Source organism: Streptomyces chromofuscus (assembly GCF_015160875.1).
In the GTDB taxonomy this organism is placed as follows: domain Bacteria; phylum Actinomycetota; class Actinomycetes; order Streptomycetales; family Streptomycetaceae; genus Streptomyces; species Streptomyces chromofuscus.
In genome coordinates this window covers 5,247,613-5,263,746 of record NZ_CP063374.1, presented here as the reverse complement: position 1 = coordinate 5,263,746, position 16,134 = coordinate 5,247,613, and the positions used below count along the sequence as shown (strand labels likewise).

General features: G+C 72.1%; 12 protein-coding genes. 5 read left to right on the top strand and 7 right to left on the bottom strand.

All coding sequences use genetic code 11. The features are described from left to right. Nucleotides 1-227: 227 nt before the first annotated feature. Complete coding sequence (locus IPT68_RS23865; protein WP_189696412.1) at nucleotides 228-614, bottom strand: MGMT family protein; 387 nt, start codon at nucleotides 612-614, stop codon at nucleotides 228-230. 186 nt (nucleotides 615-800) lie between these two features. Between IPT68_RS23865 and IPT68_RS23860 the strand changes: the two genes are divergently transcribed. The 3 genes from IPT68_RS23860 to IPT68_RS23850 all read left to right on the top strand — a co-directional run bounded on the left by IPT68_RS23860 (nucleotide 801) and on the right by IPT68_RS23850 (nucleotide 7,159). Further along, nucleotides 801-3,698, top strand: a complete 2,898-nt coding sequence (locus tag IPT68_RS23860; RefSeq protein ID WP_194074002.1) for a lysylphosphatidylglycerol synthase transmembrane domain-containing protein — start codon at nucleotides 801-803, stop codon at nucleotides 3,696-3,698. Between the two features lie 183 nt (nucleotides 3,699-3,881). Further along, entirely contained in the window at nucleotides 3,882-5,429 is a 1,548-nt protein-coding gene (locus IPT68_RS23855) for an alpha/beta hydrolase (RefSeq protein ID WP_189696410.1), read from the top strand. A gap of 182 nt (nucleotides 5,430-5,611) precedes the next feature. Next, nucleotides 5,612-7,159, top strand: a complete 1,548-nt coding sequence (locus IPT68_RS23850; RefSeq protein ID WP_189696409.1) for an alpha/beta hydrolase — start codon at nucleotides 5,612-5,614, stop codon at nucleotides 7,157-7,159. A gap of 111 nt (nucleotides 7,160-7,270) precedes the next feature. Here the strand turns inward: IPT68_RS23850 and IPT68_RS23845 are convergent, their stop codons facing one another. After that, the gene (locus tag IPT68_RS23845; RefSeq protein ID WP_228039836.1) at nucleotides 7,271-7,738 is read right to left on the bottom strand and encodes a winged helix-turn-helix transcriptional regulator; all 468 of its coding nucleotides are present in this window, start codon (nucleotides 7,736-7,738) and stop codon (nucleotides 7,271-7,273) included. A gap of 109 nt (nucleotides 7,739-7,847) precedes the next feature. Here IPT68_RS23845 and IPT68_RS23840 point away from each other — a divergent pair, with 109 nt between their 5' ends. Together IPT68_RS23840 and IPT68_RS23835 are read left to right on the top strand one after the other, a co-directional pair. Beyond that, a complete protein-coding gene (locus IPT68_RS23840) occupies nucleotides 7,848-8,579 on the top strand; it encodes a DsbA family oxidoreductase (protein WP_189696408.1) in 732 nt (243 codons plus the stop codon). Between the two features lie 91 nt (nucleotides 8,580-8,670). Continuing rightward, nucleotides 8,671-9,315 (top strand): FMN-dependent NADH-azoreductase, encoded by a 645-nt coding sequence (locus tag IPT68_RS23835; RefSeq protein WP_189696407.1) that lies wholly within the window; start codon nucleotides 8,671-8,673, stop codon nucleotides 9,313-9,315. A 104-nt stretch (nucleotides 9,316-9,419) separates the two neighbouring features. Here the strand turns inward: IPT68_RS23835 and moeZ are convergent, their stop codons facing one another. The 5 genes from moeZ to IPT68_RS23810 all read right to left on the bottom strand — a co-directional run bounded on the left by moeZ (nucleotide 9,420) and on the right by IPT68_RS23810 (nucleotide 15,944). Further along, entirely contained in the window at nucleotides 9,420-10,598 is a 1,179-nt protein-coding gene (gene moeZ / locus IPT68_RS23830) for an adenylyltransferase/sulfurtransferase MoeZ (RefSeq protein ID WP_189696406.1), read from the bottom strand. A 63-nt stretch (nucleotides 10,599-10,661) separates the two neighbouring features. Further along, a complete protein-coding gene (locus IPT68_RS23825; RefSeq protein WP_189696405.1) occupies nucleotides 10,662-11,411 on the bottom strand; it encodes a spherulation-specific family 4 protein in 750 nt (249 codons plus the stop codon). Further along, entirely contained in the window at nucleotides 11,399-12,481 is a 1,083-nt protein-coding gene (locus IPT68_RS23820) for an NAD-dependent epimerase/dehydratase family protein (protein WP_189696404.1), read from the bottom strand. The genes IPT68_RS23825 and IPT68_RS23820 overlap by 13 nt, the downstream gene beginning before the upstream one ends. 479 nt (nucleotides 12,482-12,960) lie before the next feature. Further along, nucleotides 12,961-14,241 (bottom strand): hypothetical protein, encoded by a 1,281-nt coding sequence (locus tag IPT68_RS23815; RefSeq protein ID WP_373300500.1) that lies wholly within the window; start codon nucleotides 14,239-14,241, stop codon nucleotides 12,961-12,963. Next, entirely contained in the window at nucleotides 14,238-15,944 is a 1,707-nt protein-coding gene (locus IPT68_RS23810; RefSeq protein WP_189696403.1) for a DUF3492 domain-containing protein, read from the bottom strand. The genes IPT68_RS23815 and IPT68_RS23810 overlap by 4 nt, the downstream gene beginning before the upstream one ends. Between the last annotated feature and the right edge of the window lie 190 nt (nucleotides 15,945-16,134).

The following is a 16,134-nucleotide window of genomic DNA, read 5'->3' as shown; positions in this document are numbered from 1 at the left end:
TGTGCGGACCGCCCTGCGTGGAAGGCGGTGGTCGCGGGGTGAGGGGGACACGTGCAGCCGACGCTACGCCGACGGGCTGGGTGGAAGCAGGGCTTCCGCTTCTTCCCGTGCGGCTCACGGAACCCACGAGTCCCTCGCACCACGAACGTACGTCATGCCACGGACGTGCCTTGTTTCCCCCGTACGGATCACGCGTCACCCGCGGACGCGTCCGATGGCGGAAGCTGTCAGGTGTGAGCCTCCGTGCGTTCGCCGCCGTCCCACCGCGCGCGTCTCATGTCGATGCGCGGCTGGTGGCCCTCGGCCGCCCGGGCAGCCTCCTTCAGGGGCGTGCCCTCCGCCCGGTAGCGGTCGAGCGCCACCAGCTCGTGCCCCGGGAGCAGCACCCCGTCCGCACGGACGACGCGCCACCAAGGAACGGCGCCCCCGTAGAGAGCCATCACCCGGCCCACCTGCCGCGGGCCGCCCTCCTCCAGCCACTCGGCGACGTCCCCGTACGTCATGACCCGCCCTGCCGGAACCAGTTCGGCGACCTCGAGAACCCGCTCGGCGTACTCCGGCAGGCCCTGCGCATACTCCGGGCGGGCGTCCTCGGAAAGGCTGTCCTCGCTCATTCGCCCCATCCTGCAACACGCCTCCGACAACGCGACGCGCTGGCCACTGTGCGTCACCCTCGCTCTCGGGCAGTGCGTCGGGCAGACTGTGCGCCCCCGCATTTGCACCCTGATGCCCCCGTGTGTCGGTGCGGCATGCCACCATCGTGCGGGCGGTGACTGGTGATACGAGACCAAGAAGAGACGATGAAGCAGCAGGGCGTGCACCCCGAGAACGCGGAGAGCACCCCTGATGCCTCGCCGCGCCCACCCACCGCCGACGCGGACGAGGCGCCCGTGATGGGGGCCGAGCCCGTGAAGGGAGCCGGGGAGCCTGCCGGGCCCGCAGCGGCCGAGGAGGCCGACGGCGCGGCCGGGCGGGTTACCGGCAACGCCTCCGGCCACCCGGCGGGGCGTGGCACCGCCGACGCCTCCGGCACCACGGCCGGGCGAGGCACCATCGACGACTCCGGCACCACGGCCGGCACCGGCAGCCACCCCGGGGAGCCCCACACCGACGAGGTGGAGGGCGACGAGCCGCTCCTCCCCGCGCGCGTGCACCGCCCCTCGGACCTGATGCGGCTCCTGGTGGGCGTGCTCGCCATCGCCGTACTGCTCGCCATCGCCGCGTTCGCGCACGGCACCACCTCGGGGCTCGAACAGGACATCAACAAGGGCACCGGACAGGCGCCCGACCTGCTCATCAAGATCGCTGGACTGGCGTCCAGCATCGCGATCCTGCTGGTGCCCGTCGCGTTCGCGATCGAACGGCTGATCAAGCGGGACGGGCTGCGCATCGCCGACGGCGTGCTCGCGGCGGTCCTCGCACACGGTGTGACGCTCGCCACCGACCTCTGGGTCGCCCGGGCCGCCCCCGACTCGATCCAGGAGGCGCTCACCCAGCCCTCCCCCGGTGACATCCAGGCCCTGACCGACCCCGTCCACGGCTACCTGGCCCCGGTCATCGCGTACATGACGGCCGTGGGCATGTCCCGCAGACCACGTTGGCGCGCGGTGCTGTGGATCGTGCTGCTGCTCGACGCCTTCTCGATGCTCGTCACCGGCTACACGACACCGTTCTCGATCATCCTGACGGTGCTGATCGGCTGGACCGTGGCCTACGGCACGCTGTACGCGGTCGGCTCGCCCAACGTCCGCCCGACGGGCCGCACGCTGATGGCGGGCCTGCGGACCGTCGGCTTCCACCCGGTGAGCGCGGCCCGCGAGGACACCCTGGACGCCGCGGACGCCGGCGACCGCGGCCGGCGCTACTTCGTCACCCTGGAGAACGGCCCGCCGCTCGACGTCACGGTCGTCGACCGGGAGCAGCAGGCGCAGGGCTTCTTCTACCGGGTGTGGCGCAACCTGACCCTGCGCGGCTTCGCCACCCGGCGCAGCCTTCAGTCACTGCGGCAGGCTCTGGAGCAGGAGGCGCTGCTGGCGTACGCGGCGATCGCCGCGGGCGCCAACGCGCCGAAGCTGATCGCCACCTCCGAACTCGGACCCGACGCCGTGATGCTCGTCTACGAGCACACCGGTGGCCACACCCTCGACTCCCTGCCCGAGGAGGAGATCACCGACGAGCTGCTGCGCCACACCTGGCACCAGGTGCGGGCGTTGCAGTCGCGGCGCATCGCGCACCGCAGGCTGGCGGGTGACGCAATCCGGGTGGATCGTTCCGGCACGGTGATCCTCACCGACCTGCGCGGTGGCGAGATCGCGGCCGGTGACCTGCTGCTGCGCATGGACGTGGCCCAGCTCATGACGACGTTCGCCCTGCGGGTCGGCGCCGAACGCGCGGTGGCCTCCGCCGTCGAGGTGCTCGGTCCCGACGCCGTGGCCGACTGCCTGCCGATGCTCCAGCCCATCGCCCTGACGCGCTCCACGCGCGCGACGCTGCGACGGCTGGCGAGGGAACGTGCGGATCGCGAGCGCGAGGCCGTGCTGGAGGCGTCGCGGCAGGCCAAACCGGCCCGTCCGGAGGCGGCCGGGGCCGACGCCGCGGTCGTCCTCGACAAGCCCGACAAGAAGGCCGTCCGCGCGCAGAACCGGGCCGAGAAGCGGGCCATCGACGAGGCGCTGGACGAGGCACGCGAGGACGATCTGCTCACGCAGATCCGGCACGAGGTGCTGCGGATCCGGCCGCAGGCGCCGGTCGAGCCGGCCCGCCTGGAACGGGTGCGGCCGCGCACGCTGATCAGCTTCATCGCCGGCGCGATCGGCGCGTACTTCCTGCTCACGCAGCTCACACACATCGAGTTCGGGCCGCTGGTGGCCAACGCCGAGTGGGGCTGGGTCATCGCGGCCGTGCTGTTCTCGGCGCTGAGCTACGTGGCCGCAGCGATGGCCCTGCTGGGCTTCGTGCCCGAGCGGGTGCCGTTCCCGCGGACCGTGGCGGCGCAGGTCGCCGGGTCGTTCGTGAAGATCGTGGCGCCCGCCGCCGTGGGCGGTGTCGCACTGAACACGCGCTTCCTCCAGCGCTCGGGCGTACGGCCGGGGCTCGCGGTGGCCAGCGTAGGCGCGTCGCAGTTGTTCGGGCTCGGCTGCCACATCCTGATGCTGCTGGCGTTCGGCTATCTGACCGGCACCGAGAAGACGCCCTCGCTGTCGCCCTCCCGGACCGTCATCGCGGGCCTGCTGACGGTGGCGGTGCTGGTGCTCGTGGTGACCTCGGTGCCGTTCATGCGGAAGTTCGTCTCCTCACGCGTGAGGTCGCTGTTCGCGGGTGTCGTGCCGCGCATGCTCGACGTGCTCCAGCGGCCGCAGAAGCTGGTCACCGGCATCGGCGGCATGCTGCTGCTCACCGCCTGCTTCGTGATGTGCCTGGACGCGTCGATCCGCGCGTTCGGCGACGAGACCACCTCGCTCAGCATCGCCAGCGTGGCCGTGGTCTTCCTCGCCGGGAACGCGCTCGGCTCGGCCGCCCCGACGCCCGGCGGCGTGGGAGCCGTCGAGGCGACCCTGACCGTCGGCCTGATCGCCGTCGGCCTGCCCAGCGAGGTCGCCGCCCCTGCCGTGCTGCTGTTCCGCCTGCTGACCCTGTGGCTGCCGGTGCTGCCGGGCTGGCTGGCGTTCAACCATCTGACGCGCAAGGGCGCGCTGTAGGGGATCGGTGCGGGCACGGGCGGGGCCGCCGTACGCGCGCGGGTACTCTGCCCCTGCCTCCCACGGGCACCTCTACGTGCACGCCGATGTACCCCGTCCCACCGGCAACGCCACGCACGCCACACCTACCTCGTACGGCCCGCGTCCCGAGCGGCCCGGCGGCTGCGGGCGCAGGATGGATGCATGCCGAATCCGTCCCGGCTGCGCGCCGCCGCACTGACCGTCACCGCCGTGCTGCTGTCCACCGTGCTGGCGGGGTGCGGCGGAGCCTCCGAGAACGACCAGGATCTGTCGGCCCAGAAGCTGAGCTGGACGGACTGCCCCGTGCCCTCCCAGGCGGAGGGCGGCGGCGATGCCCCGTCACCACTGCCGGACGGTGACGAGTGGCAGTGCGCGACCATGAAGGCGCCCCGCGACTGGGACGACCCCCGGGGCGACACCATCGACATCGCGCTGATCCGGGCGAAGGCGAGCGGCGAGGCGAGCGAGCGCATCGGCTCGCTGATCTTCAACTTCGGCGGCCCCGGCGGCTCGGGTGTCACCACGCTGCCCGCGTTCGGCGCTGACTACACCACCCTGCGCACCCGCTACGACCTGGTGAGCTTCGACCCACGCGGCGTCGGCCGCAGCGCCGCGGTGTGGTGCGAGAACGACCAGCAACTCGACGTCTACTTCCAGCAGGACGCCACACCCGACGACGCCCGCGAGCGCACCGAGTACGTCGACAACGTCAAGGAGTTCAACGAGGCCTGCGAGAAGAACTCCGAGGAGATGCTGCCGCACGTGCGCACCACCGACGCGGCCCGGGACATGGACCTGATGCGCCAGGTGCTCGGCGACGACAAGCTGCACTACTTCGGCATCTCCTACGGCACCGAACTGGGTGGCGTCTACGCCCACCTGTTCCCCAAGAACGTGGGTCGCGCGGTGTTCGACGCGGTCGTCGACCCGACGCAGAACCCCGAACAGGGCTCGCTCGGTCAGGCCAAGGGCTTCCAGCTCGCCCTCGACAACTACGCGCAGCACTGCGTGTCGCAGGTGGAGGACTGCCCGGTCGGGGACAGCGCCCAGGACGTCAAGGACCGCATCGCCCAGCTGCTGAAGGACCTGGACGGCAAGCCGATCCCGGGCATCTTCCCGCGTGAGCTGACCCAGACCGCCGCCACCAGCGGCATCGCCCAGGCGCTGTACTCGCAGGACTTCTGGGAGTACCTCACCGAAGGCCTCCAACAGGCCTACGACGGGGACGGCCAGATCCTGATGCTGCTGTCGGACTCGCTGAACGGCCGTAACCAGAACGGCGAGTACAGCAACCTGACCGCGGCCAACGTCTCCATCAACTGCGCCGACGACAAGCCGCGCTACGACACCGAGTACGTGCAGCGGAAACTGTCCGAGTTCCGGGCCGCCTCGCCGGTGTTCGGCGACTACCTGGCCTGGAGCATGCTCAGCTGCACCGACTGGGCCGTGCCCGGCGCCGCCGATCATCCGGACGTGAGCGCCCCCGGTTCGGCGCCGATCCTCGTCGTGGGCAACACCGGCGACCCGGCCACTCCCTACGAGGGTGCGCGCAGGATGGTCCAGGCGCTGGGCAAGGGCGTCGGCGTGGAGCTGACGTACAAGGGGCAGGGGCACGGCGCGTACGACAGCAAGAACACGTGCGTTCAGGGCGCGGTAGACGGTTATCTCCTGAACGGCAGGATGCCGACGGCCGGGACGGTCTGCTCCTGACAATGGCCGCCCGGCAGTCGGCGCCGGCGTCCGCGGTTCGGCGGTCCCGGCCCGATTGGCGCTTGAACGCGCAGGTCAGCGGGTTATCCACAGGCTCCGGCGGGTGCGGTTCGATCGGCCTACCATGGCGGGACACCTGTTCGCGATCGAGCGCGGGCGGCCCGACTGGGGGGATCGAGACCATGGCACGTTTCGTACGGTGGACGGCGCTGACCGTCGCGGCCGGGCTACTGGCGGCGGGATGCGGCGGCTCGTCCGACGACTCCTCCGACGACGGCAAGGGGACGTCCGCCCCGCCGCCGGCCGAATCGTCCGGCGGGTCGGCGTCCGGGCTGCCCTCCTCGCTCACCGGCCAGAAACTCGACTGGGGCGACTGCGAGGCCACCGACGACGCCCCCGCGCCGGGTGACGAGTGGCGCTGCGCGACGCTGAAGGTCCCGCTGGACTGGGCGGAACCGGGGGGCAGGACGATCGACCTGGCCCTGATCCGCTCCGAAGCCGCCGGCGACGACCGCATCGGCTCGATGCTGTTCAACTTCGGCGGCCCCGGCGGCTCGGGAGTGTCGACGCTGCCGGCGTACGCGTCCACCGCCTCGGCGCTCCACGAGCGGTACGACCTTGTGAGCTGGGATCCGCGGGGCGTCGGCGCCAGTGAAGGCGTCCGCTGCCGCAGCGACGAGGAGATACAGGCCGCCGAGGCGGTGGACGTCAGCCCCGACACACCGGCCGAGGAGACGGCGTACTTCCGGGACGCCGCCGACTTCGGCCAGGGCTGCGAGGAGTCCGCCGGTGAGCTGCTGGCGCATGTGTCGACCGCCGACACCGCCCGCGACATGGACCTGATGCGGCATGTCCTCGGGGACGCGAAGATGCACTACTTCGGCATCTCCTACGGCACCGAGCTCGGCGGCGTCTACGCCCACCTGTTCCCGAAGAACGTCGGACGCCTGGTCCTCGACGCGGTCGTCGACCCGAGCGCCGACGCGGTGGGCCACGCCAAGAACCAGACGATCGGCTTCCAGCGCGCGCTCAACGACTACCTGAAGGCGACCGGCCAGGACCCGGAGCAGGGCACCCGCAAGATCGCGGACCTGCTGGAGCGGATCGACGCGGAGCCGCTGCCGACGTCGAGTGAGCGCGAGCTGACGCAGACGCTCGCCTTCACCGGCGTCGTCCTGCCGCTGTACAGCAAGGCGAGCTGGCCCACGCTCACGGGCGCCCTGGAGGCCGCCGAACAGGGCGACGGCTCCGGGCTGCTGGCGCTCGCCGACAGCTACAACGAGCGCGATGCCGCGGGCGACTACGCCACGACGACCCACTCGCAGCGGGTCATATCGTGTCTGGACGACAAGCAGCGGCCCACGCCCGAGGAAGCGGAGAAGCTGCTGCCGGAGTTCGAGAGGATCTCGCCGGTGTTCGGTCCGTTCCTCGGGTGGGACACGGCGGGATGGTGCCACGAGTGGCCGGTGGCCGGACAGTTCGACACCCCGGAGGTGAGCGCCCCGGGCGCGGCGCCGATCCTCGTCGTGGGCAACACGGGCGACCCGGCGACACCGTACGAGGGCGCCCGCCGGATGGCGGACGAACTGGGCAAGGGCGTCGGCGTGATGCTCACCTGGAAGGGCGAGGGACACGGTGCCTACGGGAGCGGCAGCGACTGCGTCGACTCCACGATCAACGCCTACGCACTGAACGGAACGGTCCCGAAGGACGGCAAGGTCTGTTCATGACCCCGCCGGGGCCCAGCGACGACCGCTGGGCCGTCTCCCCCGGTGAACCGGGGGCGAGTCAGGCCCCGTACGACGGTGAACTGCGCCCCCGGTCGATGGTTCGAACCCGTGTCAGCTGGTCCGCCCGCGCCGGCCACGGGCATCCCGTTCCGCGGGGCTTCGCCTGGTGGCTGCGTCGAAGCGGGCCCGGTTCTCCCGGATCTCGTCGTGGTGGATGCCGGCCCAGTCGATCAGGGACACCACGATGTCGTGCAGGGTGAGGCCCAGGGGCGTGAGGACGTACTCCACGCGCGGCGGCACTTCGGCGTAGGCCGTGCGGCTGATCAGTCCGTCGCGATGCAAGTGCCGCAGCGTGAGGGTCAGCATGCGCTGGGAGATGCCGGGGATGCGGCGCAGCAGGTCGGTGTAGCGCAACGGGCCGTCGTCCAGGGCGGCGATCACGAGCGTGCTCCATTTGTCGCCGGCCCGATCCAGGATCTGCCGGATGATCTCCCTGTTCTCCGCCGGCCAGCGGGCACAGGGTCCCGAGACCGCGGCGATGTCCGTCTCGCCTGTGACCTGACGTGCGGTGGTCTCCATGACGCACATTCCCTTCCGGTCGCGCACACGCGTGTGCCTTTTGTACGGCCTTCCGTGCCGGCCCATCATGGCGCTACACCCAAAGCGTAAGTATGGGAGGTGGCAGCCCATGAAAGTGGAAATCTGGTCCGACCTCACGTGCCCGTGGTGCGGTCTGGCCGGCCACCGTCTCGACAGGGCCGTGGAGCGGTTCGCCCATGGCGGCGACGTCGAGCTCATCCACCGCTCCTTCCCGCTGGACCCGGACCTGCCGAGCAGTCCCGCGGTGCCCACGCGGCAGGCGCTCAAGCAGAAGTACGGGATGGACGACGCTCAGGCCGAGGCGGCCACCCGCCGGGTGGAGGTGCTGGCCGAGCGCGAAGGGCTGAGGCCGTACATCGTGCTGGACAACAAGAAGGCCGGCACCCAACTGGCCCACGAGTTCCTTGCCCATGCCACCGCCCAGGGCAAGCACGCGGAGGCGTGGCGCCTGACCTTTCGCGCCTACTTCGGCGAGGCCCACTCGCTCTTCGACGTGGACGCGCTGCTCGAACTGAGCGACGAACTCGGACTGGACCGGGAGGAGACCCGGCAGGTCCTGGTGGAGCGCCGATTCCGGCAGCAGGTCCGGGACGAAGCGCGCCGCGCCGGCACCCTCGGCGCCCGCGGGGTGCCCTTCCTCGTCATCGACGGCCAGTACGCCGTCGCCGGCGCCCAGGACACCGAGACATTCCTTGACGTGTTCCAGCAGGTGTGGGACGCCACCCATCCGCAGCTCGTCCAGACCCCGGACGGGGACGCCGACGGGGTCTGCGGCCCGGACGGCTGCGTGCTGCCGGGCGATCACGCCGCCCGTGCCTGACCCCCGCTCGGGTCCGCTGCGCTCCTAGCTCGGTGGTCCGCACGAACCCCGGCCCACCATCCATCACCCCGTACGAAGGGCTTTGCTCACCATGTCCTACCTTCTGCACCTCGACTCCTCCTCCCTCGGTGCCGCGTCGGTCTCCCGCCAGGTCGCCGACTCCTTCCGGGAGGCCTGGACGGGCGAGGTCGTCCACCGGGACCTGGCCGCCTCTCCCGTGCCGCACCTGAGCGCGGCGGCCGTTGCCGCCCAGCACACCGACCCCGCCCAGCACACCGCGGAGCAGGCCGCGGCTGCCGCCGTTCGGGACGAACTCGTGGGGGAGTTCCTGGGAGCGAGCGCCTACCTGTTCACCGTGCCGATGTACAACCGCACGATGCCCTCGGTGTTCAAGGCCTGGCTCGACCAGGTCATCATCGTCGGCCGCACCGTCATCCCCTCCGGCACGGCCCCCTCCGCCGGCCGGCCGGCCGTGCTGATATCCGCCCGCGGCGGCGGCTACGGCCCCGGCACCCCCAACCACGGCAAGGACTTCCTCGTCCCGACCCTGGAGTCCGTCCTGGGCGACCCGGCCTACCTCGGCCTCGACGTCACCACCCTCACCCCCGAGCTGACCAAGGCCCCTGTCGTCCCGGCGCTCGCCCACCTCATCCCGGCCCACGAGACCTCCCTGGCCAACGCCCACGAGCAGGCCCGTGTGCAGGCGGAGAAGATCAGCCAACAGCTCGTCGCCTGACTTCCCAACGGGAGAAGCCGACGCCCCAACGGCAGAAGCCCACGGCATCCGAGCTGGTCGGGGCCGTGGGCTTCGTGGGCCTCGCGGGGCGGCGAGAGCCCTGGTCAGTAGACCGGCTTGTGCGGTTCGATCTGGTTGACCCAGCCGATCACGCCGCCGCCGACGTGGACGGCGTCGGAGAAGCCCGCGGACTTCAGGACCGCGAGGACTTCCGCACTGCGGACGCCCGTCTTGCAGTGCAAGACAATTTTCTTGTCCTGCGGGAGGCTCTCCAGGGCGGTGCCCATCAGGAACTCGTTCTTCGGGATCAGTCGAGCGCCCGGGATCGAGACGATCTCGTACTCGTTGATCTCACGGACGTCGATGATGTCGATGTTCTCGCCGTCGTCGATCCACTCCTTGAGCTGCTTGGGAGTGATCGTGGAGTCGGCGGCCGCCGCCTGGGCCTCCTCCGACACGACGCCGCAGAAGGCCTCGTAGTCGATGAGCTCGGTGACGGTCGGGTTCTCGCCGCAGACCGCGCAGTTCGGGTCCTTGCGGACCTTGACCTGGCGGTACTGCATCTCCAGGGCGTCGTAGATCATCAGGCGGCCGACCAGCGGCTCGCCCGTGCCGGTGAGGACCTTGATGGCCTCGGTGACCTGGATGGAGCCGACGGACGCGCACAGCACGCCGAGCACGCCGCCCTCGGCGCAGGAGGGGACCATGCCGGGGGGCGGGGGCTCCGGGTAGAGGCAGCGGTAGCAGGGGCCGTGCTCGGACCAGAACACGGAGGCCTGGCCGTCGAAGCGGTAGATCGAGCCCCAGACGTACGGCTTGTTCAGCAGCACGCAGGCGTCGTTGACCAGGTAGCGGGTGGCGAAGTTGTCCGTGCCGTCGACGATCAGGTCGTACTGGCTGAAGATGTCCATCACGTTGTCGGCCTCGAGCCGCTCTTCGTGCAGGACCACGTTCACGTACGGGTTGATGCCGAGCACGCTGTCGCGGGCCGACTCGGCCTTGGAGCGGCCGATGTCCGCCTGGCTGTGGATGATCTGGCGCTGCAGGTTGGACTCGTCGACCTCGTCGAATTCCACGATGCCGAGGGTGCCGACGCCCGCCGCGGCCAGGTACATCAGGGCCGGCGAGCCCAGGCCGCCGGCGCCGACACAGAGCACCTTGGCGTTCTTCAGCCGCTTCTGCCCGTCCATCCCGACGTCGGGGATGATCAGGTGGCGGGAGTACCTGCGGACCTCGTCTACGGTGAGCTCGGCGGCCGGCTCGACCAGGGGTGGCAGCGACACGGGGACTCCGTTGGTCGGTCAATCACTACGGATGTTCTCCCCGTAACACTGCCACGGCCTTTTTCATTCCGAGACACCCGTTCCGACCAGCGAGACGATCTCGTCCCAGTAGCCGGGCATGCCCTCCCAGGGGTCCGTCCGCCCGCCGCGCTCCGTGCGGTCGGTGAAGTAGATGGTCGCGGCGCCCTGCCAGCGGGCGATGCGCAGCGCCTCGTCGAGATGACCCCGGGGCACTCCGTGCACGAAGTGGCAGAAACGCTCGGGCTCGTGGTCGGCGGTCCACTCGGCCGCCTGCGACCAGCGGTAGTCGCTCCACGAGCCGCGGAAGGTGACCAACTGGTCGGCGCACTCGACGTAACCGGGATACGGGTGGGTGCCGTGCCCGAGGACGATGTGGGCATCGTCACGCAGGGCACGCAGGGCGGTCGCGGTGCGGCCGGTCCCGGGCAGGGAGTCGCGGTCGGCCGGGCAACAGTCCAGGAGGAAGCCGTCGACCTGGTACCAGTCGAGATACCGGCGGGCGTCCGCGACCGTCTCGCCGAAGGCGCGGGCCCCGTACCGGATGTCGAGATGCCCCAGGACGCGGACGCCGGCGTTGCGCAGCCGGCCCGCGGCCTCCAGGCAGTGCGGGTCCGGCAGGACACCCGGGCCGTCGGCGATGTTCAGGACGACCCAGTGCAGAGCGGCGCCCCGGCGGGAGAGTTCGGCCCACTCGGTGGGGGCGAGGAGGGGGTGGGCAGGGCCGGGGACGCCTAAGCCGGTGTCGAAGCCGGTACCGGCCGTTCTTGCCTTTGCCCTGGTCAGATACGGCATGCCGCCTCCATCCAGATGTCGGCGAGGGACTCCTCGAGGTTGATGCGGGGGCGCCAGCCGAGACGGTCGCGGGCGGTGCGGACGTCGGCCTGCTGCCAGCTGCCGCAGCCGTCGGGGTAGGGGTAGGCGCCGGGACCGGTGTGCGCGGAGTGCGTGGCGTGCGGGTGCGCGCCGTGGGTGCTCAGGGCGCTGTGGGTCGTCGCTTCGTGAGACGCGTGGTCCTGGTCCGTGCGGTGACCGAGGGGGTCCGTCGAGCGGGGATGGACCAGTGGCTCGGGGCGAGGGTGGCCGATCGACGGGCGCAGGGCACCAGGAGGGCTGTCGAGTTCGTGCAGGGCGCCGCCGAAGCCGGCCACGCGGGCCAGGATCGCGGCGGCGTCGCGGAGGCGGACGGCACGGCCGGAACCGATGTTGATGACGCCCTGAGCGGCGGAGAGCGAGGCGGCGTGCACCGCGCGGGCCACGTCGCGTACGTCGACGAAGTCGCGCTGGGCGCCGAGGCCGCCGAGCTTGAGTTCGCCGTCGCCGGTCTGCATGGCGCGGCGCATGGCCTCGGCGAGGCGGCCAAGGGGGGAGCCTGCGGGGGTGCCGGGGCCGGCCGGGGAGAAGACGCGCAGGACGACCGCGTCCAGGCCGGAGCCGAGCACGAGTTCGGTCGCGGCGAGTTTGCTGACGCCGTACGGGCCACCGGGGCGGGGGACGGCGTCCTCCGCCGTGGAGGAGCCGGGCTGGCTGGGGCCGTACTCGGCGGCGCAGCCGATCTGGACCAGGCGGGCGCCGCAGCCGCTGCGGCGGAGGGCCTCGCAGACGGTGGCCACGGCGACGGTGTTGTGCCGGGTGAGCTCGCGGGCCCCGCCTCTGGTCGTGCCGGCGCAGTTGATGACCACGCCGGGGTGGACGGCGTCCAGGAAGCGGGTCAGGGCGCCGGGACTGCCGGAGGCGAGGTCGAAACGGACGTCGGCGTCGTCGCCGCGGCCGAGGGCGGTGAGCTGGACCGCGGGGTCGGCGAGGAGGCGGTCGGCCACGAAGCGGCCCAGGTAGCCGTTGGCTCCGATCAGCAGGACTCTCATCGGGCGGCTCCCGGGGCCTGGTCGGCGGGTCGGGAGGGTGTCATCTCGGGGTCTCCTTCGGAAGGGTGGTGCGGTGGCCTGCGGCGCCTCGGCGGGTGCGGCCACGTGTGGTGGGGTGAGTCGGCGGGTGCGGCCCGAGGTGGTGCGCCGCCTGTGACGCCTCGGCGGGTGCGGACACGGGCGGGCCTGCGGTGCCTGAGCGCTGGGCCGCGTGCCGTGGGGGAGCCTGCGGTGCATGAGCGCGAGACCGCGTGCAGGGCGGCTGCGATCCCTGAACGGGCCGCGTGCGATGCGGCGAGCCCGCGGCGCCGAAGCGCGGAGCCACGTGTTCGGCCGGTGCGGGCCGCGGGCTCCCCGGTGGGGGTGTCATGCCTGCGGCGGCCAATGCCGGTGGCGTGCCCGCGGCGGTCCGTGCGGGTGGTGGGGGTGCGCGTGGCGCCTGCGGATGTGCGCGGCGAGGCGTAGCGGGGCCGATCGACTCACCATCGCGTTGCCCTTTCCGCGTGTGCCGACGCGCGGGTCAGTTTGCGGGTGGCGTGGATCAGGAGTGCGGGGGCCGCTGTTCCGCAGGTCAGGGTGGGGACGGTGCCGGGGCCCCAGGTGTCGATCAGGGCCTGGACCGGGGTGGCCAGGAAGGCGCAGTACGGGAGGCGGGCCGCGAAGAGGGTCGCCAGCGCCGTTGCCTGGGCCGTGGCGGTTGCCGTGAGGATCACGGCGGGGGCGTAGGCGAACCCGTGGACGGCGAGCAGGCGGGCCAGGAAGAGCAGCGCGCCGAGGGCGAGGGCTTGGGGGTAGGGGGCGGGCTCTCCGAGGGCGAGGGCGGTGAGCGCCAGGAGGGCCGCCGTGGCCACCAGGAACGAGCCGACCGTGCCCAGCAGGAGGGGCCGTACCGACGCGGCGAACTCTTCGAGTCCTCTGCTGGTCATCAGTCTGCCGCGGGCCCTCGCGCCGAAACTGTGGGCGAGCCAGGCGGCGGGGGCACAGGCCAGGGCGAGGGTCAGGACGGGGATCGTGGTGATCGGCCAGGGGCTGTCCGGGCCGGCGGCCGGGAGGGCTTCGGGTCCTCCCGAGGCGGCTGCCCCGAGCAGGCCGTCGCCCAGCACGGCGTAGGCGAGGAGCCAGCAGGTCCAGACGAGGGACCCGGGCGAACCCTTGGCCCTCAGGGGGCCGCGGGTCAGGGCCGCGCGCAGGGAGACGGCGACGGCCACGGCGCCTGCGATGCCGGCCAGGAGGCGCGCCTGGCCCTGCGTCTGGTGGAGGGCCGCCACGGTCGCGGCGCAGCTGACGCCGGGGAGGAGGGCGCGCAGGAGCCAGGTCGCGCGCGGGCGAGGAGTGGTGTCCTCGGTGACGGCACGGGGGGTGTCCTCGTCGCGGGGGACCCTGGCGTACATCTCCTCCGCCAGGGAGAAGACGTGCCTGTGGCGGAAGCGGGCGGCGGTGCGGTCGGTGATGCCGTGGGCCTCCAGACCCGCGGCGATCTCCAAGGGGTCGACCGCGCGTTCGCACAGGTCACGGTGTTGGTGCATCAGGGCCTTCACCGGGTCCGCGGGTCCGCGGCGCGGGGTGCGCCGGGGTGCGGGAGCGGGGGCGGCCGGCGGCTCCGTCGTGAGGCGCTGCTCGGAGCAGGCGTCCCCTGCGCCGGGGCCGCTCGGCGTGCCGGGGAGATCCCATGCACCTGGGAGCTCCGGTGTGCCTGGAAGATCCGATGTGCCGGACAGCTCTGGTCTGCCGTGAAGGTCCGGTGTGCGGAGGTCGGTCATCGGGCTGCCTCCGCCGTGGAGACGCGGGTGGTGGCGCGTACGGGTGGACCCGCGGCCCAGCCGGGGCCGCCGCGGGCGACCATGCGGCTCCTGGCGGCGGTCCAGCGGCCGGGGACGTGGGCCTCGGCGGGGACGGCGAAGGGCAGGAGGGCGCCGGTGTCGCCGAGGGCCGCCCGACGGGCCGGGGTGTGCGAGACGATCTCCAGGTAAATGCCGTGAAATGCCGTGATGTTCTGCTCGACGGTGAACAGTTCGAGGGCGCGGGCGCGCGCGGCGGCCCCCAGGCGCTCGCGGCGCTCGGGGTCGCGCAACAGCGACACGCACGCCTCGGCGAGCGCCCGTGGGTTGCGCGGGGGCACCACGAGCCCCGTGCCGCCGATGACCTCCACCACCGCGCCGGCGTCCGTCGAGACCGTCGCCCGGCCGCAGAACATCGCCTCCACCAGGCCGATCGGGAAGCCCTCGACGACGCTGGACAGGACGGTCACGGCGCCGCACGCATAGGCGTCGGCGAGGGTGGGCACCTCGGGGCCGCCGATCTCCTCGAAGGAGACGGGGTTGTCGCCGACCGCGTGCGGGCCGTCCGCCTCGTCGGGGAAGAGCTGGGCGGCGAGCGCCTTGCAGTGGGTGAGGTAGGCGTCGCCGTCGGGGCCCGTGGAGGTGGCGACGACGCGCAGCCGGGTGCCCGGTTCCTCCTTGCGGATCTCCGCGAAGGCGTGGAGCAGAGAGATCAGGTCCTTGGCCGGTTCGACCCGCCCGACCCAGACGAGCGTGTCGGGGGCCGCGCGCTCCGGGGACTCCCCCACCTCGGCGAAGGGGGTCGCGTCCATGCCGGGATAGACCGTGCGCAGCTTCGTACGGTCGGCGCCGCAGCGCTCCTGCCAGCGACGGGCGTGGGCGTTGCCGGGCGTGACGAACGCGGCCTGTCGGTAGATCTCGGCGGCGAGCCTGCCGTGGAAGGCGGCGAGCAGGGACCGTACGGCGGGCGAGGAGTCGGTGTCGGCCAGATAGTGCGTGCGCAGCCGCACCCCGTACTCGGTGACCAGCAGGGGTACGCCGGTGAAGTGCCGGGCCAGCAGGCCGGGCAGGGCCGCCGCGCCGCCCGACGCCGCGTGACACAGGTCGACCGAGCCGAGCCCGTCGTCCTCGTACCAGTCGAGCGAGAGGAGGCGCAGGGCGTGTTCGAGATGCGCGGCGACGGTCAGGAGATCCGGTACGCGCGCCTCGTGCGCCGTACGCGGGGCACCCGGCGCGCGACAGGCGCGCTCCAGCGCGCGTACGGCGGTCTCCGAGCGCAGGGCGCCCACCAGTCCGCCCTCGTCGCGGGCGAGCTCGGCGAGGCCGTAGAGGGCACTGGCGAAACGGTCCGCCACAGCGGACTGGCCCGATGTGCGCTCTCCGTCAGCAGGGGCCCCGGCGCACAGTACGGCCGCCAGCTCCCCGTAGCACTCGGCGAACCGTCGGCGCGCACGCCTGCCGTACGCGACGCCGTCCTCCTCCGCCGTCCACACCGGTGCCGTGCGGACGCGGCGGACCTGGGACGGCAGCGGGAGCCAGCCCTCGTCCTCCTGGCGCTCGCTGCGGCTGAGCGCGTAGATGTCGAACTCGTGCTGCGCGAGCCCACGCACGAGCCGGTCGCACCAGGGACTGGCGTCACCACTCACGTACGGATAGCCACTCTCCGTGAGAAGTCCTATGCGCACGATTGCACCCCCGATCTTCCCTAAGGGGAGCCGTCGTCGGGCCGACGGCTCGCAGCGGGAAAGAACGTATGCGGACAAGCCGGTGGCGCGACGGACGGTTGTCCGTCGCGCCACCAAAAGGGGTGAACGGTCGTAACTTTCCCGCGCAGGGCGCGTTCCATCGCGCTAAGAGATCACATGTGCACCGATC